Annotated in this window: 18 protein-coding genes and 2 pseudogenes; 8 read left to right on the top strand and 12 right to left on the bottom strand. The window is 71.1% G+C overall.

All coding sequences use genetic code 11. From position 1 onward, the window contains the following. Positions 1-140 precede the first annotated feature (140 nt). Positions 141-1,535 (top strand): glycosyltransferase family 4 protein, encoded by a 1,395-nt coding sequence (locus ACF07V_RS06270; protein WP_392151706.1) that lies wholly within the window; start codon positions 141-143, stop codon positions 1,533-1,535. Positions 1,536-1,680: 145 nt separating this feature from the next. Continuing rightward, on the top strand, positions 1,681-2,835 hold the full coding sequence (locus ACF07V_RS06275; RefSeq protein ID WP_392151707.1) for a glycosyltransferase family 4 protein: 1,155 nt from the start codon (positions 1,681-1,683) through the stop codon (positions 2,833-2,835). On the opposite strand, the gene ACF07V_RS06280 is transcribed toward ACF07V_RS06275, so the two are convergent. Continuing rightward, positions 2,816-4,282, bottom strand: a complete 1,467-nt coding sequence (locus ACF07V_RS06280) for an oligosaccharide flippase family protein (RefSeq protein WP_392151708.1) — start codon at positions 4,280-4,282, stop codon at positions 2,816-2,818. The two genes, ACF07V_RS06275 and ACF07V_RS06280, sit on opposite strands and share 20 nt — an antisense overlap. A gap of 433 nt (positions 4,283-4,715) precedes the next feature. On the opposite strand from ACF07V_RS06280, the gene ACF07V_RS06285 reads away from it, so the two are divergent. Together ACF07V_RS06285 and ACF07V_RS06290 are read left to right on the top strand one after the other, a co-directional pair. Beyond that, on the top strand, positions 4,716-7,364 hold the full coding sequence (locus ACF07V_RS06285; RefSeq protein ID WP_392151709.1) for a polysaccharide biosynthesis tyrosine autokinase: 2,649 nt from the start codon (positions 4,716-4,718) through the stop codon (positions 7,362-7,364). Continuing rightward, positions 7,361-7,927 carry a low molecular weight phosphatase family protein gene (locus ACF07V_RS06290; protein ID WP_392151710.1) on the top strand — a complete coding sequence of 189 codons (567 nt, stop codon included), beginning with the start codon at positions 7,361-7,363 and terminating at the stop codon, positions 7,925-7,927. Before ACF07V_RS06285 ends, ACF07V_RS06290 begins: the two co-directional genes overlap by 4 nt. Here ACF07V_RS06290 and ACF07V_RS06295 read toward each other — a convergent pair. After that, a complete protein-coding gene (locus tag ACF07V_RS06295; RefSeq protein WP_392151711.1) occupies positions 7,903-8,907 on the bottom strand; it encodes a polysaccharide deacetylase family protein in 1,005 nt (334 codons plus the stop codon). The two genes, ACF07V_RS06290 and ACF07V_RS06295, sit on opposite strands and share 25 nt — an antisense overlap. Further along, positions 8,904-9,815: a class I SAM-dependent methyltransferase gene (locus tag ACF07V_RS06300; RefSeq protein ID WP_392151712.1), complete on the bottom strand. Its 912-nt coding sequence runs from the start codon at positions 9,813-9,815 to the stop codon at positions 8,904-8,906. Before ACF07V_RS06300 ends, ACF07V_RS06295 begins: the two co-directional genes overlap by 4 nt. 213 nt (positions 9,816-10,028) lie before the next feature. Between ACF07V_RS06300 and ACF07V_RS06305 the strand changes: the two genes are divergently transcribed. From ACF07V_RS06305 to ACF07V_RS06315, 3 genes are all read left to right on the top strand, one after another. Then, positions 10,029-11,009 carry a glycosyltransferase family 4 protein gene (locus tag ACF07V_RS06305; protein WP_392151713.1) on the top strand — a complete coding sequence of 327 codons (981 nt, stop codon included), beginning with the start codon at positions 10,029-10,031 and terminating at the stop codon, positions 11,007-11,009. After that, positions 11,006-12,082 carry a GNAT family N-acetyltransferase gene (locus ACF07V_RS06310; protein ID WP_392151714.1) on the top strand — a complete coding sequence of 359 codons (1,077 nt, stop codon included), beginning with the start codon at positions 11,006-11,008 and terminating at the stop codon, positions 12,080-12,082. Before ACF07V_RS06305 ends, ACF07V_RS06310 begins: the two co-directional genes overlap by 4 nt. A 119-nt stretch (positions 12,083-12,201) precedes the next feature. Beyond that, positions 12,202-12,792, top strand: coding sequence for a sugar transferase (locus tag ACF07V_RS06315; protein WP_392151715.1), 591 nt, complete (start codon positions 12,202-12,204; stop codon positions 12,790-12,792). Here the strand turns inward: ACF07V_RS06315 and ACF07V_RS06320 are convergent. The 5 genes and pseudogenes from ACF07V_RS06320 to ACF07V_RS06340 all read right to left on the bottom strand — a co-directional run. Next, positions 12,770-12,978: pseudogene (locus ACF07V_RS06320) on the bottom strand (hypothetical protein); the annotation flags it as partial. The gene ACF07V_RS06315 and the pseudogene ACF07V_RS06320 overlap by 23 nt on opposite strands. A 175-nt stretch (positions 12,979-13,153) precedes the next feature. Then, positions 13,154-13,786, bottom strand: coding sequence for a WecB/TagA/CpsF family glycosyltransferase (locus ACF07V_RS06325; protein ID WP_392151716.1), 633 nt, complete (start codon positions 13,784-13,786; stop codon positions 13,154-13,156). A gap of 146 nt (positions 13,787-13,932) precedes the next feature. Then, on the bottom strand, positions 13,933-14,928 hold the full coding sequence (locus ACF07V_RS06330) for an NAD-dependent epimerase/dehydratase family protein (protein ID WP_392151717.1): 996 nt from the start codon (positions 14,926-14,928) through the stop codon (positions 13,933-13,935). A gap of 283 nt (positions 14,929-15,211) precedes the next feature. After that, a complete protein-coding gene (locus tag ACF07V_RS06335) occupies positions 15,212-15,733 on the bottom strand; it encodes a helix-turn-helix domain-containing protein (RefSeq protein WP_392151718.1) in 522 nt (173 codons plus the stop codon). Between the two features lie 11 nt (positions 15,734-15,744). Further along, a pseudogene (locus ACF07V_RS06340) lies at positions 15,745-16,802 on the bottom strand (alpha-hydroxy-acid oxidizing protein); the annotation flags it as partial. 310 nt (positions 16,803-17,112) lie between these two features. Here ACF07V_RS06340 and ACF07V_RS06345 point away from each other — a divergent pair. Further along, positions 17,113-18,444, top strand: a complete 1,332-nt coding sequence (locus ACF07V_RS06345; RefSeq protein ID WP_392151719.1) for a DUF1254 domain-containing protein — start codon at positions 17,113-17,115, stop codon at positions 18,442-18,444. A gap of 201 nt (positions 18,445-18,645) precedes the next feature. On the opposite strand, the gene ACF07V_RS06350 is transcribed toward ACF07V_RS06345, so the two are convergent. The 4 genes from ACF07V_RS06350 to ACF07V_RS06365 form a co-directional block, all read right to left on the bottom strand. Further along, positions 18,646-20,028: a DUF5685 family protein gene (locus tag ACF07V_RS06350; protein ID WP_392151720.1), complete on the bottom strand. Its 1,383-nt coding sequence runs from the start codon at positions 20,026-20,028 to the stop codon at positions 18,646-18,648. A 223-nt stretch (positions 20,029-20,251) separates the two neighbouring features. Beyond that, positions 20,252-21,751, bottom strand: a complete 1,500-nt coding sequence (locus tag ACF07V_RS06355; protein WP_392151721.1) for a DHA2 family efflux MFS transporter permease subunit — start codon at positions 21,749-21,751, stop codon at positions 20,252-20,254. Positions 21,752-22,154: 403 nt separating this feature from the next. Beyond that, positions 22,155-23,237, bottom strand: coding sequence for an aminotransferase class V-fold PLP-dependent enzyme (locus ACF07V_RS06360; RefSeq protein WP_392151722.1), 1,083 nt, complete (start codon positions 23,235-23,237; stop codon positions 22,155-22,157). Positions 23,238-23,479: 242 nt separating this feature from the next. Further along, positions 23,480-25,468, bottom strand: coding sequence for a hypothetical protein (locus tag ACF07V_RS06365; protein WP_392151723.1), 1,989 nt, complete (start codon positions 25,466-25,468; stop codon positions 23,480-23,482). Positions 25,469-25,581 lie beyond the last annotated feature (113 nt).

A 25,581-nucleotide genomic window follows, 5' to 3' on the forward strand; every position in this document is an offset into this window, starting at 1 on the left:
GGTCCCGCAGCGGATGGAGAGGACTCATGCGCCAGGAACAGGCAGAGAAGGCGGGACGTCCCGTCGGCCTCCCCGCCGCGGCGGGGAGCGCCGGGGTAGGGAGCGCCGGGGTAGGGAGCGCCGGGGTAGGGAGCGCCGACGTGGGTGCCGACAGCCAGGAAGTGGCCGAGTCGCCGCTCGGCGGTACGACACGGGGGCTGCACATCGTACTGGTCGCATACGGCTGCGATCCCACGCGCGGCAGTGAACCGGCCGTCGGGTGGGGATGGGCCGAAACCCTTGCGGAACGTGGGCACACCGTAGAGGTCCTGACGCACCCCGACCGGGACAACGAGCGCCAGATCAGGCGTCGGGCAGCAGAACTGGGTGACGTGGGACGGCGGATCAGACCCCATGTCATCCCGGTGCCGGACCTCCCGTCCTGGGCCGCTCTGCTGCCGGGCTTCGTGCGCGACAGCGCCCGGGAGTTCCTGCGTTACGACGGCTGGCAGCGCCGGGCCCTGGCCCACGCGCGCACCCATGGGCTCGACCGGGCCGATCTGGTGCACCACGTCTCGTACGTATCCCTCCAGGGCGGCTGTGCGCTGTACCGTCTGGGACCGCCTTTGGTGTTCGGTCCCGTCGGCGGTGGCCAGATCGCACCGCACAGCCACCGGCGTTACCTGGGCCCGGCGTATCTGCAGGAAGTCGTGCGGACCTTGCGGGTGCGCCATCTGGGCCGTCGGCCGTTGTGCCGCGCGACGCTTCGCGAGGCGGCGGCGGTCCTGGTCACCAACTGGGACACGGACCGGCGGGCTCGACGTCTGGGCCGCACCGATACCTGCCTGATGCTGGCGGACGGGATCCACGAATCGGTGATCCGACAGCCGCTGGAGGCCCCGCCGACGTGGTCCGCCCCTCACCGTCCGACGATTCTGTGGGTCGGCGGACTGACGGCGCACAAGGCACCCGAGCTGGCGCTGCGGGCGATGGTGCATGTCCGGGCGGAACACCCTCGGGCGCGCCTCGAATTCTTCGGCGACGGACCGCTGCGGCTCTCCCTGGAGCGACTCGCGCTGCGTCTGGGGGTGAGCGAGTCCGTCGTCTTCCATGGTGACGTGCCCTGGGCCGATCTCCGCGCGGCCTACGACGCTGCGGATGTCTTTCTGATGACAAGCCTGCGCGACTCGTTCGGCACACAGTCACTGGAGGCGTGGGCGAGAGGCTTGCCGGTGGTCCACATCGGTCACCAAGGCATCGGCGATTTCTCGGCCCCTGGCGGGGCGGTCTCCGTGCCGCTCGGCAACCCCGCCGATCTGCCGCAGCGCCTCGCGAACGCACTCAGCGCCGTACTGGGCGACGACGAAACACGCCACGGCATGCGCACAGCGGCGTTGGCATGGGCGCGGAAGCACACGTGGACGGCGAAGGCCCGAGTCGCCGAAGAGCTCTATCGCGTCGTCCTGTCCGGCGGAAGGCCGGCTGCCACGGCCTCCGCCGGAGATCGTCCTGTACGGAGCGTGGCCGAAGCCGCCGCACTCTCTACGACCAGGTGAAACAGGAGGTGGAACGAGTGCCGTCACCACAACCCACGCTCGGCCTGATCGCAGTCTCCAGCCGACGAAGCATGAGCTCCCTTCCTCGCGGTGGCGTGGCAGGACACCGGCTCGCCGTGTGCTCGCCCCGCCTCGGGGAAGCCGGATGACCCCGCTGCGCATTGCCGTCGTCCACAGCTTCTACTCCTCCGGGCAGCCCAGCGGCGAGAACGAGGCCGTGCGCGACCAGGTCCGCGCCCTGCGTCACGCCGGACACGAAGTGGCCCTGGTGGCCGCCCACACCGACACGCTGGCCCGCAGCCGCCTCTACCCGGTGCGGGCGACCGTGACGGTGGCCTCCGGCAGGGGCCGGAGCCCGATCGCCGAGCTGCGGGCGTTCGCCCCTGATCTGGTGCACGTCCACAACCTGTTTCCGAACTTCGGCCGCGGCTGGGTGCGCGCCTGGGACGGCCCCTTGGTCGCCACCCTGCACAACTACCGTCCGCTGTGTGCCGGCGCGACCCTCTCCCGCGACGGCGCCCCTTGCACCAGCTGCCTCGACGGTGACCGCTGGGCGGGTGTCCGGCACGGCTGCTACCGCGACTCCCGGCTCGCCACGGCACCACTGGCGTGGGCCAACAGGCGGGGGCCGACGGGCGATCCACTGATGCGTCGCGCCGACCGTCTCATCGTGGTGTCCGAACTCGGTCGCAGGACGTACCTCCGGGCCGGGATCGCCGCCGACCGCATCGCGCTGATCCCGAACTTCGTCGACGAGCCGGCCCCCCGCACTGACGGCGCATCGGACGAACGGTGGGTCTTCGCCGGTCGGCTCAGCCCGGAGAAGGGCTCCCTGGACCTGCTCCGTCGCTGGCCGGAGTCGGTGCCGCTGGACATCATCGGCGACGGTGAACTCCTCGCCCGGGCCCGGGCCACGGCACCCTCGTCGGTGCGGTTCCTCGGCCGTCTGGACCGCGCGGAACTGCGCCGACGCCTGCCGTCGTACCTCGGCCTCGTCTTCCCCAGCCGCTGTCTGGAGGGCGCTCCGCTGGTTCAGGTCGAGGCGTTGGCCGCCGGGCTGCCCATCCTCGCCTTCGACGGTTCGTCGGTCGCCGAGTCCGTCCGATCCCTCGGGACCGGTACGGCCGTCGGCTGGGGGGATCCGTTGGCGCCCGTCCTGGCCGACGCGGCCGAACGGTTCCCCGCCCTGCGTGCACACTGCCGCCGTGTCTTCGACACGTACTTCACCGAGGACGCCTGGCTGCGGCAGGTCGAGCGGCTCTATCACGAGGCCCTCGGGATCAGCCCGCTCGCTCCGTGACCATTCCGCGGGAGACGGCCGCCGAGTACAACGGGAGCCTGTGGCGCAGCACGACACACAGCAGGGCCACCGGGACCATGCCCAGCAGACCGTGCAGGACCTTCGCCGGCGCCCCGACGCCGTAACTCGCTGCCAGAGACCCGCTGCCGTACAGCGCGACCCCGACGGCCGCGTGGACGGCATACGGCCGGACGAGCGCCGACAGACGGCACAGCCCGGACCGGTGCCAGCGGACGAGCTGCTCCAGGTGCCCGACTCCGGCCGCGACGGACGCCGCCAAGGCGACGAGCGCCATGCCACGGCCGACCGCGACCGCAAGGCCCACGAGGACCACCGTGGCCGCCAGGACGAGCAGTTGGGTCCGCAGCAGGCTGCCCATCTCCTTGCGGATCTCGTCCACGGCGTAGCTGACCTGGCAGAGCAGGACGAGCGGGGCGCCTGCCGCCAGGACCGGCACCAGCGCACCCGCCGCTCCCCATCCGGGCCCGAGCAGGAGGCTCAGGGCGGCCGGGCCCACCCCCGCCAGCACGCCGAAGGAGACGCACGCGACCGCGGACGTCGCGCTGAGCACATCGGGCAGCACCGTGCCGAGCGGCCGCCCTTCTGCGTTGATGCGGGCCAGTGAGGGCATGACCGCACGCCGCAGGCTCTGGCAGAGCATGGCGACCGGCAGGCCCACCGCGAGCGTCGTGCGGGAGAACTGACCCGCTGCGGCCGGTCCGAGGAACCGGGAGACGGCGAACAGGGTGACATCGGCCGCCGTCATCTGGATCATTCCGTAGCCGGCGAAGGCTCCGGAGACGCGGAGCATCTCACGAGGCGGCACGTGAGGGCCGTCCGCGAGCGGCAGGCGAGCCAGCGACACCGCGGCCACCACGAGCGTCACCGAAGGCGTCACCACCTGGGCGGCCACCAGTCCGTACGGACTCCAGCCGAGGGCCAGCAGGACAGCGCCGACCGCCATGCCGGCGAACTGGGCCACGGTCTCGGTGAGCGCGCAGAACCGCGCGCGATCCAGGCGGCGCAGTGCGGCGACGGCCACCTGCGAGGCCGGCTGGGCAAGGAAGTACACGCCGTAGAGCTGCACCAACGAAGTGACCTGGGGCATTCCCCACAGGGTGGCCGCGAGCGGCGCCAGCGCCTGGCTCACGGCACAGCAGAGCACACCACTCAGCACGGAGACGCGGTACGCGCACCGGACGGTCTGCCGGGTCAGCTCCTCGGCACGCAGCAGATAGGTGGCGAGTCCCGCTCCGGCGACGTACCCGAGCACGGTCGTGGCCGCGGCGGCTGCGGCGAAGGCACCGAAGCTCTCAGGAAGCACGACGCGAGCGGTGTAGGCGGTGTAGCAGAGCTGGAGCACTGCGGCGGCGATCGCCGAGGCATAGTTCCAGACCAGGGCGACCATGGTGGTGCGTGCCTCAGGTGCTGCGGTGTCGGTGGACAAGGGCTCCCCATGTCTCAGAACCTGCCGCGGGCGGTGCGGACCGCGGAAACCGTCGGGGCGAGGGCGGGCGGAGGGCAGGGCGGCACGAACATTTGGTGCCGGGTCCCCCCGTGCAGCGCGATACTCCGTCAGCAGCGGCCGCTCTCCCAGGAACGACATCCCCTGACGTACGACATTCTCGAGTCGGGGCCGTACGTCGTTCGGTAGACCGGCCCAGGACTCGCCCGTTCGCGGGATGTTCGGCCAGCGCCGCGGCCTGAACGGCCGGCCGCCGGAATCGGTGGACGGTTTCGCGTCAGGCCGGTCGGCGAAGGCGACACGGCATCACCGAGCGGTATCCGGGAAGCACATCGGCTGCCATCGGGTCGGGTTCGTCGGCAGACACGCCCGTCGGCGCTCTTCTCCCGACCCACCCACAGGTAAAATGCCCGTTATGCCACGAGCTGTTGCGACGCGATCAGTGGTGAACGAGCGCCCACGCCTGCCCCTGATCGCCATGGCGGCTTTCTGGACTCTCCTGGGAGGTATCCCCGCACAGTTCGGGCTGAACGGGCCCGCCACGGTACTGATCTTCCTCGCCGCCGTGATCGCGCTGCCCTATGCCACGCTGCGTCGGCCGGTCCTCGCCCACACTGACCACCCGACCGTTCTCCGGCCGTCGTCAGGGGTGCCGCTTCCCCTGTGGCTCTTCGCCGGCCATGTGATCGCCTCGGAAATTCATCAGCGCACCGAGGCCGGAGCCCAGAACACCCTGGTGTACGTGTCCTTCGTCGCCGTGATCGCCCTGGCCGCCGCGTGGACGTCGACGGAGTCGCCCCTGCGGCTCCTGCGCTGGCTGCGCGGCGCGTCCGTCGTGGCCGCCATCGCCTATCTGGTGACGGTGGTTCTGTTCGGGCCGGGGAACGGCGTCCTGTACCCCGGGCGTCTGTTCGGTGAGGTCGTCTGGATCGGGATGGTCGGCGCCGTGCCGCTGGCGGAGCGTTCGCGCCGGGGTTGGCTCGCGCCGTGCCTGCTGGTGACCGCCGACATCCTGTCCCTGTCCCGTACGTCCGCCGCCGTGTGTCTGGTGCTGGTCCTCGGGATGGTGCTCAAGGGCCGAGGCCGGGGTGAGTTCCGTCGGGCCTTCGCGCTCGCCACGGTGATGGCGGTTGCCGCGTACCTCCTGGTGGAGAGGTTCCGGCCGCTGCAGAACCGCTTCACCCAGAACGACAAGCAGACCTTCGCAGGGGTGGAGATCGGCACCTCGGGTCGTTCGTGGCTCTGGGAGACCACCTGGGCCTCGATCAAGGAGGCTCCGTGGCTCGGCCACGGCATCGGCAGCGTGGAACGTGTCGTCGGCCATCCGCACAACGACTATCTGAGGCTGTGGCACGACCTCGGACTGCTCGGTCTCGTCCTGTGGACGCTGGCGATCCTCGTGATCGGACGCCGGGTGTTCCGCCGCAGACGTGCCGCGCGGAACGACGACGACTGGGCGATCCACCAGGCCGCCCTGCTCGCCGTGGTCGGGCTGAGTCTCAACGTCGCCACCTCCAACCTGCTCGTCTACCTGTTCGTCATGATGCCGGTCGCTGTGGTCATCGGTACCAGCCTGGGCCGATCCGCGAGCGACCCCGATCCCCGTCCAAGACACCCAAGTTCCTCACCTCCGAAGGGGCGCACGTTGGATCTGCGTGGTTTCCTCAAGGCCCTGCGACTTCGATGGCTCTCCATCACCGCTCTCGCTCTCGTCGGTCTCGGCGCCGGAATCGCCTTCACCTCGTTCTCGACTCCCCAGTACCGGGCCACCAGTCAGATCTTCGTCTCCGCCCGTACGACGTCGGACATCACGGAACTCAATGCGGGCAACACGTTCTCGCAGGCACGCGTGGAGTCCTACGCCGACATCATCACCAGCCCCCGGATCGCCGAACTCGTCGTCCAGCGGCTCAACCTGCCGATGACCCCGGCCGGGCTGGCCAAGCACATCAGCGCCGAGGTCAAGCTCGGCACGGTGCTGATCGACATCACCGTCACCGACCGCAACCCGGCGCTGGCCGCACGGATCGCCAACACCGTCGCGAGCGAGGGGAGCAGCGAACTCGTGAAGCTGGAGACGCCGCAGGGGGAGACGCTCTCCCCCGTGAGCATCGGCGTCACGCGCAAGGCCGAAACGCCGACCACTCCGATCAGCCCGAGGCCCCTGCTCAACACCTTGGTCGGACTGTTCGCCGGCCTTCTCGCCGGCGTCGGCCTGGCTGCCCTGCGCGACACGCTCGACACGACCCTGCACACCGGCGCCGCGATGGCCGAGGCTACCGGGCTGGCGGTTCTGGGCACCATCCCGTTCGACAAGGAGGCGCCGGACAAGCCGATCGCGGCCGGCCCGGCGGCCCACGGTGCCCGCGCCGAAGCCTTCCGGCTGGTGCGGACCAACCTGCAGTTCGCCCAGGTCGACCGCAAGCCCCGGGTGATCATGGTGACGAGCCCACTGCCGAGCGAGGGCAAGACCAACACCGCCACCAACCTCGCGCTCTCCCTGGCCGAGACCGGCGCCAGGATCTGTCTGGTCGACGCGGACCTGCGCAACCCCTGTATCGCCAAGACCTTCGGACTCGTCCAGGGCGCCGGTCTCACCAGCGTGCTCATCGGCGCGGCGACCGCCCTCGACGTCATGCAGCAGTTCGGGGAGCAGGGCCTCAGCGTGCTGACTTCGGGACCGATCCCCCCGAACCCCGGGGAGCTGCTCGCCTCGGAACGGATGCGGGAGATCCTGAGGGACCTGACGGAGGACTTCGACACCGTCGTCGTGGACAGCGCCCCCCTGCTTCCCGTCGCCGACACCGTGGGGCTCGCCCCGATCGTCGATGGAACGGTCCTCGTCGTGCGAGCCCGGCGCACTCCGGCCGAGCGCGTGAAGGCGGCGGTCGACACCCTGCACTCGGTGAGCGCACCGGTCCTCGGCAGCGTCCTGAGCATGGTCCAGCTGACCAACAGCGGGTACGGGTACGGGTACGGCTACGGGGAGCGTCCCGCCGGCCTGGAGGACCTTCTCGTACCCCCGCAGAAGGCGGAAGCCGACGCGCTCGGAACCCCGCAGTGACCGCGTTCACGGTGCTGTTCGTCTGCACCGGCAACCTCTACCGATCGCCGATCGCCGAACGGTTGCTCCCCGTGCATCTGGGCGCGGCCACCGATGGCTTCCGGAGCGTCAGCGCCGGAACAGCGGCGCGGCCGGGAGCTTCGCTGAACCCCTGGAGCACGGCGGTGATCGAGGATCTCGGAGGCCGGGCCGCCGAGTTCAGGACCCGACGGCTGACGACCGAGCTGATCGGCTCGGCCGACGTGGTACTCGGGCTCGCTCGGGAGCACCGCGAGGCCGCGGTTCAGCTTCGGCCCGCGGCGCTGCGGCGCTGCTTCACGCTGGAGGAGTTCGTGCGCCTCACGGGCGGACGTCGTTTCGAGGGCGGCCCCGCGGCCGCGGTGGCCTACGCCGCCGCGGCCCGCGGCCGAAGCGCCCCCGTGGCACCGGAGTCGGACGACGTCGAGGACCCCGACGGCCGCCCCCTGGCCGAGTTGCGCGTCTGCGCCGATCGGATCGACCGAGCGCTGCGCCAGGTGGCGGCAGCGCTCACGGCCGGTCAGGACCTGCTGCTGAGCGGCTGACCCACGCGCGCGACGACACGGGCGGCCTTTCGCCCGACGCGGAACAGGGCCGGGTTCAGCCCGGAAAGGATGGTCTCCAGCCGGTCCACGCTGGTCCGGCTGGAGACCACGAGCCGATCGATCCGCAGCGGGTGGCGGGCCCCCGGAGCGGCGAGTCGGTGGTTGTACAGGAATCCGGAGCGATAGCCGGCCCGGGTGAGCAAGCGGTGGGCCCGCTCGTCGACGTTTCCGTTGGGGTAGGCGAACGACGACGGCGGATGGCCGAGCAGCTCCGTCAGCCGCTCGTGCGCCTGCAGTACCTCCGTACGCACCTGGTCGTCGTCACACCGGTCGAGGCAGGGGTGGTTCAGTGTGTGGTTGCCGACGACGACGCCGCCCTCCTCCAGCGCCCGCAGTTCGCCGACGGTGAGCTGCCGGGGGCGGGGGCTGGACACGGTGGCCGTCGCCCGCAGCTCCGAGAGGGCGAGCTGTCGGTCACGCTCGGACAGCAACTTGAGGGTGTGCGGGGTGAGCTCGGGCCGGGTGGGTGGGATCCGGTGGGTCGTGCCGCCGTGCCGGACCAGGTGTTCCGCCTCGTCCCACCAGAACGGAGCCCGGACGCCCACCAGGCCGGGAATGACGAAGCAGACGGCGGGGATGCCGCGCGCCGCCAGCATCGGCAGGGCGTGCGTGTACACGCTGCGGTCGCCGTCGTCGAAGGTGACGAGGACGCTGTGGGCGGGGAGTGTCCGGCGGCCGTGGGCCGCCTCCTCGACCTGCTCCAGGGACACCGGCACGAACGAGCGCTGCAGCACGTCGAGGTGGGCCTCGAAGGTCGTCGGGTCCTCCACGCCGTGATAGCCGAGGACGGCCAGCCGGGGCGCTGCCCGGCGGTGGAACCACGTCTGGGCCGGCGAGCGGCGCAGCACCGCGTCCGGCGCCTGCCAGGAGTCGTATCGCGCGTACCAGCCGGCAAGCCTGGCCCTGACCGCCGGGTTCACGCCCGGGCCCGGGCGGGGAACGACGCGCCGATGCCGACGCCCTGGTACCAGTGGTCGTGCGGCTTCTCGTTGAAGTGGAGGAACTCGCGCTGCTGCTCCTCGGCCCAGCGCGACAGCTCCTGCCAGCAGTAGGTCTTCGTCGCCACCACGACCGCGCCGGGTGCCAGCAAAGGGGTCGCTGCCGCGAGTTCGGCTCGCTCGTGTTCCGGGGTGTGGCCCGTGTCCACGAAGAGCAGATCGATCGGCCGGCGCCGCACCACCGGGCTCGACAGGAACTCGAGCGAGTCACCGACCACGTGCTCGATCACCTGGTCGTACGGGGGGAGGATGAGTTCGCCCGATCGGTCGTCGAGGTCGACGGTCGCCAGTCGGCCCCGGCCGTTCTTCAGCATCGCGGCGGCGATCACCGCACTCCCCATGCCGCGATTGGTGCCGGTCTCCACCACGAACTCCGGACGCAGGGCACGGACGATGGCGTACCAGCCGATCCTTCGGCCGTATCTGACCACCCGGTCGGTGATGGCGCTCCGCGGGCTGTCGGCCAGGCCGTCGGCGATGATCCGGCGCAGTTCGGCATCCTCCTGAAGCTCCGCCAGATAGCCGCGCACGACGTTCACTCGGCTGCCCGTCACCGTACTGACGAACCAGGCCAGGTGCTCCATGTTCAGCGGTTCGAGATCGTAGGTGTAGTGGACGTACTCACGAGAGCGCACCAGCCAGGAGGCCGTCTGCTTGGCGACACGGGCGTTGTGCCGAGCCACCTTCGCGAACCGCCCCGGAAAGGCGGCGTAGTGCGCCAACTGACTTGCTGCGATTCGGCGGGCCAGCTCATTGCTCTGCATGAATACTCCTATTGAGTCTTCTCCGGCTCCGCTGCCGATTTCTGACTTGCCGTTCACTCCGTTCATGGCAATTTATCCAGCATGGAAAGAAAGTCCCGATCGACACGCCACCTCACGGACCGCCCGCGAGTGGTCCTCCTGGTGCCGTTCCTCTCGGAGTTCCGGCGCTCCTTCTATCGCCGCCTCGAAGAGGATCTGAACGCCCGCGGGATCCGTCTCGTGATCGCTTACGGTGCGCCGTACAGCGAGGATCAGGAAGCACGCCGAGACGTGATCCACATGGACGGCGCAGTGCGGCTGAAACAGCGGAGCGCCTGGGTGGCGGGTCGACCGCTGGTACACAAGCGTCTGGGCGCGCTCGCCCACTCGGCGGATGTCGTGGTGGTCGACCAGTCGCTTCGGAACATGGAGCTGTACCCCCTGCTGCTACGGCAGTTGACGGGCCGTGGGCCGGCGGTCGCGATGTGGGACCACGGCCGCACCTACACCCGTCCGCAGTCCGGGCTGGAACAGTCGCTCAAGTACTGTCTGACCCGGCGTGCCCGCTGGTTCTTCTCCTACACCGCCGGTGGGGCGCGGGCCGTCACCGAGCACCGGTTTCCGCGCCAGCGTGTGACGGTCGTCCAGAACGCCGTCGACACCAAGGCGCTCGGCGACGCCTACCGCAGTGTGACCGAGGACCAGAGCGCCGAGCTGCGCCGGACGTACGGCCTCACGGCCGGCCGCACCGGCCTGTTCGTCGGAGCCCTCAGCTCCGGCAAGCGCATCCCGTTTCTCATCGAGGCGGCAGAGAGGATCGCCGACCGCCTGCCCGGCTTCCGGCTCCTGGTGGCGGGAACCGGTCAGGAGCAGCAGATCATCGACGCAGCGGCGGCACGGAGGCCCGTCGTGGTGCCCGTCGGCCAGGCGTTCGGTGACCGCAAGGCCCTGCTGGGCGCGGTGTCCGACGTCATGCTGATGCCGGGGCTGGTGGGACTGTGCGCGGTCGACTCGTTCGTCCTGCAGACACCCATCGTCACGACCGCGTGGCCCTGGCACGCCCCGGAGTTCGAGTACCTCGAACACGGCCGCAACGCCCTGGTCGCGCCGGACGACCCGGGGCAGTACGCCGACGCCGTGGCGGCGCTGCTCTCCGGCCCCGAACGGCTCGACGCCCTGCGCGAGGAATGCCGGCGGGACGCCCGCCGGTACACCGTCGAGGAGATGAGCCGGCGGTTCGCCGACGGTCTCGTCCAGCTCCTTGAGGACAGACACAGATGATCCGCACAGCGATCCCCCAGGCGCCCGCCGCCGCCGGCTTCGAGGTGCACCGCACCCCGAGCAGCCTGGCGCCACTGGAAGACGCGTGGCGCGACCTGGTCAAGAACGTCCCCGGCTCCTCGTACTTCATCACCCCGGACTGGGTGCTCGGCTCGTGGCAGGCCATGGATCCGGGCACCACCGCCGAGGTGGCCGTGTGGACCGGTCCCGGTGGGCGCGTGGAGGCGGTCGTCCCCCTGGTACGCGTCCGCGAGCGGCTGCACCGCCGGCTCCCGCTCCCGGTTGCCTGTTGGACCCGTCTGGGAGCCGGCGCCGACGCGGCGGACCACGGACTGTTCCCCGCCCTGCCGCACCGCCGTGACGACGTCCGCGCCTTTCTCAGGGCGCGTACCGGGCGCAGCAGTTGCTGGTTCCCCGCGATGGACCCGGAGGCCGATCCCGGGCTGCTTCCTCCCGGGACGCGCCGGATCACCACCACCGCCTGCCCACGCCTGGCGATCGGCCCGGACCACACCGTCGGTTCCCGGAGTTTCCGCCAGCTCATGGCGCGGCGGCTACGGCAGCTCGCCGCGGCCGGTGTCACGTTCCGCTGGGTCCCTCCGCAGGAGATGACGGCCGAGGTGACCGACGTCGTGATCAGGCTCCACCGGGCGCGGCAGGACGTGAAGGGCGTCACGACGACCTTCGGGCCCGGCCGACGCGGCTTCCATCTGCGGCTCCAGGCCCACGCGGCTCCCGGACGGGGGCCCGCGGCCCTGCTGGCCGAGCGCGACGGCAGCGCGGTAGGGGCCGTCTACGGGTTCCTGTGGCAGAAGACGTTCGCCTACTACAACGGCGGCTGGGATGCGGCGTACGCCCGGATGAGTCTCGGCACCGTCCTGCTGGACCGGACCATCGCCACTGTGGCCGAGTCGGGTGTGGAGACCTTCGACTTCCTGCGCGGCAACGAGTCCTACAAGTACCGGTCGTTCGGCGCGCGGGACCGCCACGACGAAAGCTGGCTCAGGTCCCGCGGCCCGGCAGCACTGCTCGCGGGCACGGCCCTCGGGCTGCACCATCGACGGTCCGGCTGAGGAATTCGCCACCCCGTCAAGGTGCGGCGTCGCCATCACGTGGGGATTGCGACAAGGCACCACCACCCGATCAACCCATTCGTGACGACTGTCCCAGTGTTTCCGCGAACGGATGCAGCATGCCCACCAAGCGAATCATCGATGTTGCCGGCAGCATTGTTCTGCTCCTGCTGGCCGCCCCCCTGTTCTGCGTCATCGCTCTCGTGATCGCCTCGAATTCCCCGGGCAGCGTGATCTACCGACAGGTCCGGGTCGGGCTGCACGGCCGCCCCTTCGAAATCCTCAAATTCCGCACCATGCGGGTCGGGGCACACGCCGAGAGGGACTCGCTCGCCGTACTCAACGAGTCGGACGGCCATCTCTTCAAAGTCCGCGAAGATCCGAGGATCACTCCGGTGGGGAAGTGGCTGCGGCGTCTCTCACTGGACGAACTCCCCCAGTTGGTGAACGTGTTGAGGGGCGAGATGTCCCTCGTCGGACCACGCCCGCTGATCCTCGCGGACTCCGGCTACACCGGTGACGCCCGCACCCGGCTCTCGGTGGTCCCGGGCCTGACCGGACTGTGGCAGGTCAGCGGCCGGTCCATGCTCGCCTGGGAGGAAATGGTGCGGCTCGATCTGCACTACGTCAAACACCAATCCCTGTCCCTGGACCTCGCCATTCTCCTCCGAACGGTCTCGGCCGTCCTCAGCTCCAAGGGCGCCTACTGAGATCGTGTCCCCTGTGGTGGGGCGGCACGAGTGGCTTGTGGCAGCGGATGGCTGCGGCGAGTCCGAGGAAAGGGCCGGGTAGTCGCGGGGATGGCGTTCATGGCCTTGGCCGAGTCGGCGGTAGCCGGTGAGCCAGGTCATGGTCCGCTCGATCACCCACCTGCGGCGCCCGACCACAGAGGACGCGCGGCGATGCCGGGCGGCACGGAGTACGGGTGCCACCCGGCATCGAATCGGCCCAGCGGATGTCGAGGTCGTACGGATGGGGTGGCCGTCCTGGGAAGCACGAACCGCCGGGCCACGACGGTCGGTCACACGGCCCCGCCGCGTCCGAGCGACCTCGGAGGCAAACGGTCGGTCCTCAGCTCTCGCCGCACCCGATCAGCCTCGGCGGCCGCAAGGCCGTCCGCACCACATACGAGGGGTTGTTGCGGAGATAACGCCGCCAGAGCCGACGGGGCTCCTTGAACAGCCTGTACGACCACTCCAGCCCGTGCTGCCGCATCCACTCGGGTGCCTGGGGCATGAGGCCGGCGTGGAAGTCGAACGCCGCACCCACTCCGAGCAGGACGGCGGAGTCGAGCCTGGCGCGGTGCTCGGCCATCCACCGTTCCTGCTTCGGCGTGGACAGCCCGACCCAGACCAGATCCGCTCCGCTGTCGTTGATACGGCGTACGACGGCCTCGTCCTCCTCGACCGTCAGCGGCCTGAAGGGCGGTGAATGGCATCCGGCGATCTTCAGTCCGGGAAACCGGCGGAGCAGCGCCGCCTCGAGCAGTTCGGGAACGCCCTCCGCGCCACCGTAGAGGTACGAGGACCAGCCGCGCTCGGCGGCCTGCGACAGGACGGACAGCATCAGGTCCGCACCGCGCACCTGACGCATCCACGGTGCACCGGCGCGGTGCCCCGCCCAGACCATCGGCATGCCATCGGGGACGGTGAGCCCCGAGGCGTTGTGGATGCGGCGCAGAGCGGGGTCCCGCTGCGATTCCATGACACCGTGGACTCCCGTCACACAGACATAGGACCGCTCGCCGGACTCGATCCAGCGTGAGATCGACGCGACAGCCGAATCCGGGGTCACCGCGCTCACCCCCACCCCCAGCACATCGACCCTCACCGGGCTGCCCGGCGCGCTCGTCAGCACTGGTGGGGCCGCCCTTCGAGCTGGGCCTTCACCTGGTCGTACACCCAGCGGTAGGTGGTCTCCAGACCCTGCACGAGAGACGACTCCGGGGCCCAGCCGAGTTCCTTGCGGATCCGGGTGTTGTCGCTGTTGCGACCGCGCACCCCGAGCGGACCCGGAACGTGACGGTGTCGCAGCCTGACGCCGGCGATGTCCTCGACGATCCCGTACAGCTGGTTGATGGACACCAGACGGTCCGAACCGATGTTGAGCGGATCGGTGTACTCGCTGCGGGTGAGCCGCAGCGTGCCGTCGACGCAGTCGTCGATGTAGGTGAAGCTGCGCGTCTGCTCGCCGTCACCCCAGATCTCGATCTCGGCCTCTCCGGTGAGCTGGGCGCGGGCGACCTTGCGGCAGGCGGCCGCCGGCGCCTTCTCACGGCCACCCGTCCAGGTGCCGTACGGGCCGTAGACGTTGTGGTAGCGAGCGGTGCGCGTGGCCACGGCGTAGTCCTCGCGGAAGTGCCGTGCCATGCGCTCGCTGAACAGCTTCTCCCAGCCGTACCCGTCCTCGGGCATGGCGGGATAGGCGTCCTCCTCACGCAGAGGGAGCACGTCGATGTCGGTCTGCTTGTCAGCGGCGTACACGCATGCGGACGACGCGTAGAAATAGCGGTCCACGCCTGCTTCCTTGGCGGCGAGCAGCATGTGCGTGCTGGAGAGGACCGAGAGCATGCAGGCGGCCTTGTTGCTCTCGATGAAGCCCATGCCGCCCATGTCGGCGGCCAGGTGGTAGACCTCGCGGGCACCGCCTTGGAGTACGCCCCTGCAGGTGTCGAGCAGGGAGACGTCCCCCTCCACGTTCTCCGCGTCGTCGTGCACCTGATACCACTCGTGGAGCGGTTTGCGGTCGACGGCCCGCACGCCGCACCCCTCGGCGAGCAGGGCTCGGGTCAGATGCCCGCCGATGAATCCCCCGGCTCCCGTGACCACCACATCGATGTCACCCACTGTGTACTCCTTGGCGTTCGTGTACGAAGGGCTGGAGCTACGGTTACGCCCCGCTCGCCCCTCCGGCGGCATTGCGGGAGAACACCGGGCCGAGCCCACCCGGCTGGCCGAGCGACCCCCTGGCGGGACATGGGCTGACCCCATGAGGGGCGGTCGGACCGGCCCTGCCGGCGGCGGTCCAGGGAGATCACCCGATGGCCGATCGACCGCAGTGGCGCCCACTGCAGGCCCAGTCGTCCGGGGTGGGGGGCCCTCGCGTAGCAGTACGTCCGCCGGTAGCAGGTCAGCTCTGCCCGGTGGCCTCAAGGTGACGCACCGCCCACCACAGAGCGAGGGCGTCCTCGGTGCGGGCGGGGTCGAGACCGGTGGCGGCGGTGAGAGCCCGGATGCGGTAGCGCGGCGTGTTGGGGTGGACGAAGAGCGCGGCGGCGGCCTGCTCGGCGTTGGCGTCGGCGGCCAGGTAGGCGCCGACGGTGCGTACCAGGGTGGCGCGGCGCTCGCCGGCGGTGTGGCCGAAGCACCGTTCGACGAGTTGCTCGCCGATGCCCCGCAGGGTCAGCACCGCGCGGTGGAGGGGGAGTTCGCCGCCGCTCACACATCGGTCCAGACCGAACGCGACGGCCACCTCGTCCGCCCGTTCCGCCTCGGCGAGGGATTCGCGCAGCCGGGCCGGCGGCCGGGCCGGGCCCAGGCCGACCGGCAGCGCCACCTGGGCCGGGAGCGGTCGGGTGGTCAGGGCGATGACGCCGTCGGTGCCCGGTTCGGCCAGACACGCGGCAGTGTGCGGGCGCAGCGTCCGCTCCACCTCGGCGATCCGCTGCCGCCGACCGCCAGGCCGTAGGCGTAGGGGCGGCCGACGCCCACCGCCGTGGCGCCCAGCGTGAGAGCCTTGCCGACATCCGCGCCCGTACGGACGCCCGAGTCGAACAGCACCGGAAGCCCGTCGGCGGCCTCCACCACGCCGGGCAGGGCCTCCAGGGCCGGCAGGCCGCCGTTGGCCTGGAGTCCGCCGTGGTTGGAGCAGTAGACCGCGTCCACTCCGCCGTCCTTGGCGCGGCGTACGTCCTCGGGGTGGCAGATGCCCTTGAGGATGATCGGCAGATCGGTGATCGACCGCAGCCAGGACGGTCGTCCCAGGTCAGCGGATTGCCGAAGATCCGCACCCACTCGGCGACGGCCGCCGGCGCGTCCTCCTCGGGGGCCTTGGCGAGGCGAGCCCGGAAGACCGGGTCGGTGGTGTCGTTGGCGAGGGCGTGCCCCCGCAGCTGGGGAAAGTTGCTCGCACCCAGGTCACGCGGACGCCAGCCGGTGATCCAGGTGTCCAGAGTGACGACGATGCCCTTGAACCCGGCCGCTTCCGCCCGGTGCACCAAGCTCTGCGCCGGCGCTCGGTCGGTGGGGGTGTAGAGCTGGAAGAAGCCGGCGGTGTCGCCGCACTCCGCTGCCACCTCCTCCATCGGGTCCACCGTCAGCGTCGAGGCCACCAACGGCACCCCGCTCCTGGCGGCGGCGCGGGCGGTGGCGAGATCGCCGTGGCCGTCTGCGCGCACAGCCCGATCACCCGACCGGCGCCATGAACAGCGGCGAGGGCAGCTTCAGCCCGAACAGATCGACGCTCATGTCCCGCTTCGTCGCGCCGACCATCGTCCGCGGCACCAGCCCGTACCGCTCGAACGCCGACACGTTCGCCCGCTGGGTGAACTCGTCCCCGGCACCACCGGCCACGTACGAGAGCACTGACGGCGGCAGCGCCGCCTGCGCCCGCGCCTCCAGCTCGGTGAAGTTCATCGGCATGGGGGGAGCACACCGGAGAGCCCGTCCAAGTAGATCTCGACCTGGAAGTCCCCGTACTGCCCCCGGGAGTTCACGTCCATCGTGATCGCCGTCCTTCCACACGCCACCCGGCCCTGGACCTTCCCGAGGGCGGCACCTCCCACCGTGCCGACCGGGTCGGCCCGGGGCCATGTCGCCAGGGCCGACGGACACGGGCCCGGTTTTGTCCCCACGAACAGGTGCGGTCCTGTGTGGCCGGGTCCGATCCGGCGCTTCCCTGAGACGGGCGGGCGCGGTTCCCGCGCCCGCAGTGCGGCCGCCACCCGTTCGGCGGACTCGCCGCGCGGGAGGCCTGCGGCGCTCGTAGCGTCGGGCCCGGACGAGGACCGAAGCAGCACCTGGGAGAAGCCGATGACGGACGAATCGATGGAGAAGCTGGCCACGGAGGCGTGGCTCTATGGGTACCCGCTGGTCACGGCTGCCATGACGAAAGGCTCCATGACAGCGGTCCCGGCCCGGGACGACGCGCGGCGGAAAGCCCCGGTCAACCAGTTCTGCTACATGCGCACCACCCCGGACGCCTCATTCACCGAGGTCGTCTCACCGAACGCGGACACCCTGTACTCCAGTGCCTGGCTGGATCTGTCCGACCAGCCTCTGGTGCTGACCCTTCCCGAGTTCGGCGACCGGTTCTGGATGGTCCCGATCCTGAACGCCTGGTCGGATATCTGCGCCGTCGTCGGCCGACGTAAGAACGGCCCGTCCGCCGGCCCGTTCTTGATCGCCGGACCGTCCTGGTCAGGAGCCACCCCCTCCGGCCTGACCCTGTTGAAGTCGCCCACCGCCGTGAACTGGATCATCGCCCGGTACGCGACCAGCGGCCCGTCGGACTTCCCGGCCGTCAACCGGCTCCAGGACGGCACGCGGCTGATTCCGCTGTCGGAATGGACCGGCGACCCCGATGCGTACTCCCCTCCCACCGACGTCCCCGTTCCGGCCGGTGCCGACGCGACGACGCCACCCGTGGAAAAGGTCCACGCCCTCAGCGGCCGCGAGTACTTCACGCTCCTCAACCGGATGCTGATCGACAACCCTCCGGACCCTGCCGATGCACCGTTCCTGGGCCGCATCGCCAAACTCGGCATCGCACCCGGCGCGAGCCTGGACGACCTGTCCCCCGAGGAGCTCGCCACCCTGGACGCCGGTGCGCGGCGCGGCCCCGAGATGCTGCGCGAACTACTCGCCCGAGCGGAGTCCGCGAGCTCCGGTGGGTGGACCGTGCACCGAGGCCTGGGAGATTACGGAACCGACTACGCCAAGCGCGCGGTCATCACCCGGTTCGGGTACGGAGCAAACCTCGACGCCGACGCCCTGTACCCGCACGCCACCACCGACGCCGACGGCCGGCCCCTCAACGGTGCCCACACCTACGTGCTGCACTTCGCCGCCGGGGAAACCCCGCCCGTCGACGGCTTCTGGTCCCTCACGATGATGACCGAGCATCAGCTCTTCGCCGACAACCCGTTGAACCGCTACGCGATCGGCGACCGCAGCGGCATGCGGACCAACCCCGACGGCTCCCTGGACATCTACGTCCAGCACGACAACCCGGGACCCGATCGCGAGAGCAACTGGCTTCCCGCACCCGCGGGCAGCTTCAACGTCTTCCTGCGCCTGTACTGGCCCCAGCAGCCCGCCCTCACCGGCAGCTGGACCCCGCCGGCACTGCAGCGCACCAGCTGAACCCAGACGTCGCGCCGGTACCCACCCGCATGGACACGGGTGCGCACCCCCACGAGCGAAGCGGCCCACGAGGAATCCCGGTGGGCCGCTTCCTCATGAAGGGACCCTGGTCAGGCGCCTTCAGCAGGTACGCATCCCTCCGGACGGGCCGTCGCCGACGCGCCCGGTCCCCTTCCGGGCCCCGCGTGGTTCATCCGTCGTTCAGTCGCAGCAGTCGCAGCAGCACTTGCACGGGTTGCAGCAGCCTCCGCCACAGCCGTCACCCGAGCCCCCGCCGGAGCCACCGGAGCCACCCCCGGACGTGTTTCCTCCGCCCCAACCGCCGGAGGAGCCTCCCGAGTTACCGCCGCCGTGCCCGCCGAACCAGCCCTCGCCTCCGGAACCGTCCCTGCCGGAGCCATCCCGGTTCGAGCCGCCGTTGCCGTTGCCCTCGCCGAACTGCCAGGGCTCTCCGTCACCCGAATCCGCGTCGTCGTCGCAGCGGCAGCAGTTGTAGCACAGCCGGCAATCTCCACACAGGCGGCGCAGCTCGCGACACCGCCGGCACTCCCCCTCGGGCGGCCGGCCCGATGCCGTCGGCGCACCCTCCGGGGCCGCGCCCGCAAGCGCACCGACGCCACAAGCCGTGCCCGTGCCGGTCTCCGGGGCCTCTTCCGTCACCGTACGGCGACCCAGCCAAGGCAGCATGCGCGCGCCCCGCGTCCGGCGGGTGTGCCGATGGTGGCGATGCCGGGGATCGAAGACCCGATCGACGGCACGTTCCAACTCGTCGCCCAGAAGGGCCCGTACGAGCCGTCCGTCGACGAACACGGCGTCGGACAGGGAGAGCCGGATTCCGTGAACGGCGTCGTCGCAGAGCCTGCGCACCTCCGCGCGGTCCGCGCCGGTCACGGCGATCGGGTTCCACGCGCCCGACGCCTCGTCCGCGCCCAGGTCCTCCACCGCGTCCAGCAGATGCGCCAGTCGACCGAACAGACGACCGGCTTCCGCCAGCGGTTCCGCGTTGTCCGGGCGGTCCGTGAGCACGGCGGTGTACGCGAAGGCGGCGGCGGTCGCCGTCTCGGTGGGCTCCGTGACCGTCAGCAGCGATCCGCCTCGACCCGTCGACCGCTCGATCTGCGGCTGGCGCTCGACCGCCCCCAGCAGCACCGAGGTGTCGAAGCCGAGCCGTTCTCCGCCCGCGGCACCCGCACGGTCCCAGCCGTGGGCGATGCGGCGTGCTGCCAGCGCCACGGGGCGCCTTCCCAACAGGCCGTCGCCGTCGGCCACATGGTCACGCATCTTCGCCGCGGCGAGCACCAGCGACACCGTCGCCGCCAGCCGCGCGCCCTCGCCCTGCGCCACGTCCGCCGACCGCATCCCGCGCAGCGGGCACGGACCGGCGCCTCGCCGCCAGTCGCCGGTTCGCTCCGACTGCGCCTCGGTCAGTACCGAGACGATCAGGCCGTCGTAGTTGGTGGCCACCCGCGCGAACTGCCCGTACTCTCCGCGCAGCGCCAGGCACAGCCCACACAAGTGCGCCATCCACTCGGTACGCAAGCCCTCGCCCAGCCGATGACTGCATGGCCTGATGATTCCGAACACCGAAATCCTCCCCCGTAGAACAGCTACCCGCACGCATCCGGTCGGACGGCTCGCGGAAGCGAGGCCGCAGGCCGCACAACCGGCAGGACCGCAGGTGACGTCAACCGCATGCGCCATCAACGCGCGGTCGTCATCCTAGAGGGGCCCCTCCCGAGGTATCCGCGCAGGCCGGGGCAGCACCTCGTCGGCGCGCACCCCTTCGCCGCGGACCTCCGGGCTGCTGCTAGGTGGGCGTAGGGGCGGACTTGTTCGTCGTGGTGCCGTCCTCGTCCTGGATCTCCGGCGCAACGGGCTGTTGCGGTACGGGCGGAGTGCGGACCAGCAGTGCCACCAGCACGGCCAGCCCCCCGAGCACGGCGCCGATACCGAATCCCCACCGGACGCCCGTGGCCAGGGCGCCCGCGGGGTCGGCGCCGTCGGCTGCCGCCGTGGCGGCGCGTCCCGTCATGACACTGATGACGAGGGCGGTGCCGGCGGCGGCCGCGACCTGTTGGAGCGAGCCCAGGATGGCGGAGCCGTGGGGGTAGAGGTGCGGCGGAAGTACGGACAGGCCGGAGGTGAAGACGGGGGTGAAGACGAACGCCATGCCTGCGCTCAGTGCCACGTGCAGGGCGAGCACCAGCCACGGCGAGGTCTGTTCGCCCACGAGGGCGAACAGCGCGAGGCAGAGCGCTGTGAGTGCGGCTCCGGGGACGACCAGCCGTGGTGCGCCGAGCCGGTCGTAGAGCTTTCCGACCTGCGGTCCGAGCAGGCCCATGGTCAGGCCGCCGGGGATGAGGAGCAGGCCGGTCTGCAGTGAGGTGAGGCCGCACACCTCCTGCAGGTAGATCGGCAGCAGGATGAACGCGCCCATGAGGGCCATGAACGACAGGCACATCAGGCCGAGTGCCACAGAGAAATGACGGAACGTCAGAGCTCGGAGGTCCAACAGCGGTGTGGACGAGCGCTGCAGGGCCAGCTGCCGCCATGTGAACAGGCCTACCAGCACGGCACCGACCAGGGTCGTGACCTGCGGGGGCACGACTGCCTGGGCCTCGTCCCCGGCGCCGAGGCCGCTCAGGCCGTAGACCAGGGCACCGAAGCCCGCCGCCGCCAGGGGGACGGACAACCAGTCGATCGGGCCTGCCTGGGGCTCGGCGATGTTGACCAGTTTGCGCTGACCGACTATCGCCATCGCTCCGGCGATGGGCAGGACCGCCAAGAACAGCAGGCGCCATGTCCCCAGCTGCAGCAGCACACCGGAGACCGCGGGGCCGAGGGCGGGTGCGACGGAGATGACGAGGGTGATGTTGCCCATGACTCGGCCGCGGTCCTGCGGGGGAACAAGAGTCATCAGCGTCGTCATGAGCAGCGGCATCATGACTGCGGTGCCACTGGCCTGGATGACGCGGGCGACCAGAAGCACGGGGAAGGCGGGCGCGGCCGCGGCCAGCGACGTACCGGCGAAGAACAACGCCATGGCCAGGCCGAAGGCGGTCCGGGTCGTCACGCGCTGAAGGAACCACCCGGTCACCGGAATGACGACGGCCATGGTGAGCATGAAGGCCGTGGAGAGCCACCCCGCGGCGGCCGCGGTCACCTCGAACTCGCGCATGAGGCGCGGGATCGCGTTGACCATGATCGTCTCGTTGAGGAGGACGACGAACGTGGACAGCACGAGGATGCGCAGCACCGCGGTGACACGATCGGGCGAGAGAGCGGGTGTTGCGTGTGGTGCGAGCATGGCGCCTTCCGTCATGTGAGTGTCCTCCCCACAGAGCAGGTCACACCGTCAGACCGCAGCGCCGGGAAGAACTCATCGGTGCCCCGATCCTGTCGGCACCGCCCCCGGAGCTCAAACCATTTTCCGGCCCGGTACGGACGAGCTTTGGCCTCCGGGAACAGTCAGGTGCGGAGATCTCAGCCGCCGACCTCACGCCGCACCCGTCCTCCGGGCGCCCGGACCGCCGGCAGACGAAGAACCTTCTCGTCAGCCACTCGCCTCGTGGCACTCCGGCAGGGGACGCCGGAACATCCGGCCGGAGCCTGAACTCCGGCCGGGCCGAGGAACGTCGTCAGACGCTCCGGATCTCCTCCATCGGCACGGATCCACCCCGAGGAAGCGGCGGTCCCCCTGTCAGGCGACCTCAGTCGCCGTCCAGCAGGGACCTCAGTCCCCGGGCGAGCCGCTCGTACTCCGCGGGGCGGTTGTAGATCTGGCCGCAGATACGGATCCCGCCGCCCCCCTGCCACGGCCAGACCAGGACCCGGCAGCCGACCCGGACCGCGATCTCCTCACGCAGGGCCTCCGCCTCCGGTCTGGTCCGGGCGAACCGCGACGGCAGGCGCAGGGCCCGCAGGGCGAGCCGGTCGTCGGCCGGCAGCGGGGTCACCCCCGGCAGCTCGGCCAGCAGCCCGGCGCCGTGGGCCGCGAGGGCGCTGTTGTGGGCCCGTACCCGCTCCGCGCCGAGTGCGGCGAGCAGGTCCAGACCGTCGGCCGCGGCGAGCAGGCCCGTGTAGTCCGCGGTGCCCCGGTACTCCACGGCGCGCGGGAAGCCCCGGTGGTCCTCCCAGGACGGAACAGGCGCGGGCACCCGGTCCCGCAGGGCGGGCGCGACCGCGAGGACGGCGGAGCCCGGGGGCGCGTACGCCCACTTGTGCAGGTTGCCGAACCACACGTCCGGTCGGCCGGCCAGCGGGGCGGCGAGCATGCCCGGCGCGTGGGCGCCGTCCACGACAGTGGTCACCCCGCGATCGGCGAGGTCGGCGAGAAGCCGTGGCCCGGCGACGACTCGGGCCGTGAGTGAGGTGATCTGGTCGAGCACCGCCACCCGGGTGCGGGTGGTGACCGCGGCGAGCACCGCCCGGCGCACCGCACCCTCGTCCGGCAGCTCCGGGTCGAGGTGAACGGTGACGAGCCGGGCCCTGCGCGCGGCGGCCGCGACCACCGTGCCGTAGCCGTGGTCGGTGACGAGGACCTCGTCGTCGGCGCCGAGTCCGAGGGCGTCGAGGACCAGATGCGCGGCCTCGGTCGCGTTCGTGACGAGCGCCATACCCTCGGGGTCGGCGCCGAGGCGGGCGGCGATCCGGGCCCGGGCGGCTGCGAGCCGGTCCGGGACGCCGAGGAAGAAGGCATCCGGGTCGGCCGCCGCCTCGGCCGCGAGTTGCCGGTGCGCGCGGGCGACCGGGAGCGGGACGGCGCCGAAGGAGCCGTGGTTGAGGTGGGCCACCCGCGCGTCGAGCCGGAAGAGTTCGGGACCGCCGGGAAAGACCCCTGGCTGCGCCGGACACCCGGCACCGACGGGCGCGGGGCCTCCGCTACCGGCGGGCGCGGGGCCTCCGCTACCGGCGGGCGCGGGGTGCCTCGTACCGCCGAGCACTGTGCCGCCGCCCGCACCGCCAGGCCCGCCCGACGCCATGCCGCCCGTAACTCCAGGCCCGCCCGGCGCGACGCTGCCCGTACCGCCGGACGTCATCGGACCTCGGCCGTGGCCGTGCCGCCCGGGGCCACCTTGACGTGGACGGTTGCGTACACGGCGCCGTCGATCACCCGGATCTGTGCCGGGCGGGCGACGCCGTCGACGGTGATCGTGTCGTGGCTGCCGGGGAAGCGCGCCTCCCAGGTGTACGGGGCGGAGCCCGAGGTGTGGGTGAGTGTGGAGCGGTGGGCGCCCTCGTGCTTGAGCGCGAAGGCCGAGTCACCGATCCGCAGGTCCTCGACGGCGAGCCATGCCATGCCGGAGGGCAGGCGGGACTGGGTGGTGAGGAGACGCGCGGGGGCGTTCGGCGTGACGCCCATGAGGCCCTGGACGGTCTGGGCGATCAGGGTGAAGGACACCTCGGGGTAGTCGCCGTTGGTGCCCTGGCGGGTGTTGACGTGCTGGACGTCCTTCTGGGCGTAGACGTGCCGCATCCACTTCCATGCGGTGTCCGGACGGTTGTTGGTGAAGAACGTGTCGGGGAGGTAGGTGAGGGCCTCGATGTTCTCGGGGCGTCCCTCGCCCTCGGCCTGGGCGTCGACGTAGTCGAGGTAGGCCTCGCGTCGGGCGCCGGGCTCGATGATCTGCTTCATCGGCATGAACCAGCTGTTCTCCTTGCCCCAGCCGGTCAGCGCCCGCCCGTCGATCGTGTAGCCGCGGACCATGTCGGCTGCCGAACCGTCCCCGCTCCAGGTCGTGTTGAAGTACGTGCGGAGTTCGCGGGCGCGGCGGGCGAAGTCGGCGGCCGTGCGGGCGTCGCCCTTGGCGCGGGCCAACGCGGCCATCGCCCGGTAGGCCTGGTACTGCGAGCCGATGGCGTCGCCGGCCTCGGCGAGCGGCTCGTCGCTCTGCTCGTTGTAGCTGGCCACGCCCTGGAAGATGCCTCTGCCGGTGCCTTCGGCGACCTTCACCCGGTCGCCGTTGTCCTTCCTGCCGTCGTGGAGGGTGACGAACTCCTCGGTGGCGTGCCGGTAGAAGTCCCACAGCACCGGGTCGTCGAGGTAGCTCCGGTCGCCGGTCCAGCGGTACGCCTCCTCGGCCTTCTGTACGAGCTCGAAGACGGCGGGGACCTCACGGACGAAGAGGTCGGGGCGGCGGTAGTCGATGGACAGGTAGCTGCGGTTGTCGAAGTTGAGCGCCCAGACGGGGTAGTAGGCGTGCTCGGCGGTGGCGGACGCGGCGAAGGCGCGCAGCATCGCCTTGTTCTCGGCGTGGAGTCCGAGGACGCCGGCGCCGGCGAGCTGGTGGGTCATGTCCCGGGAGTAGTAGCCGCTGCGGTTGGCGTAGCCGGCCCAGTAGGAGGGGGCGTAGACGCCGGTGCCGGTGCCGCCGGTCTGGCGCTCGTCCGCGTTCAGCGGCCCCTGCGTGCCCGGGAGGTGGACCCAGCTGCCTGCCTTGCGGGTGGCCCAGGCGAACATCTCGGCGGCCTGAGGGTCGCTGGAGGTGATCCGGGGGTTCGCGGGGGTGGCCGGCGAGACCATGACGTCGTCGGCGTTGACCCAGCTCCGGCCGGACTCGAAGGCGATCTCCAGGCGGTCGCCGGGGGCGAGGGAGACCGGGCCGAGGGTGTGGCGGCGGTACTGGGCGGCGGCGGGCAAATCGAGCGAGGCGGCGGGAGAGCCGTTGACGCGCAGGACGTACCGGCCGCCCGGTCCTCCGGTGGCGATCCAGGCGGAGATCGCGTACGAGCCGTGGCCGGTGGCCGTCAGCGTCTGGGAGACCTTCATGCCGCTGCCCGCGTCCAGGTACGCGAGCCGGGCACCGGCGTGCGGGTAGTTGGTCGCGGTCCCCGTGCCCGGGGTGAACTCCCAGCCGTTGCCCCCGGCTTCGAAGCCGGGGTCGCTCACGGTGAGGAGCGCCGGGGCGCCGGACACTGCTTCGGCCTCGGCAGCGGGGGCCGGGGCCGCCGGGGCGACCGCGAGTGGGGCCAGCGCGGCGAGCAGGGCGGTCGCGGATCTGAGAGCCAGGCGGGAACGCGTCATGGGGATCTCCCGGAGCGTGGGTGGACTCGGCGCGCGGCACGCTAGCAATCCCCACGACGGCTTGCAATGGTTCTCGCATTCATCGAACGACGGTACAACCGAAAGTTTTCATC

The organism is Streptomyces sp. NPDC015661, assembly GCF_043077765.1.
Classification (GTDB): domain Bacteria; phylum Actinomycetota; class Actinomycetes; order Streptomycetales; family Streptomycetaceae; genus Streptomyces.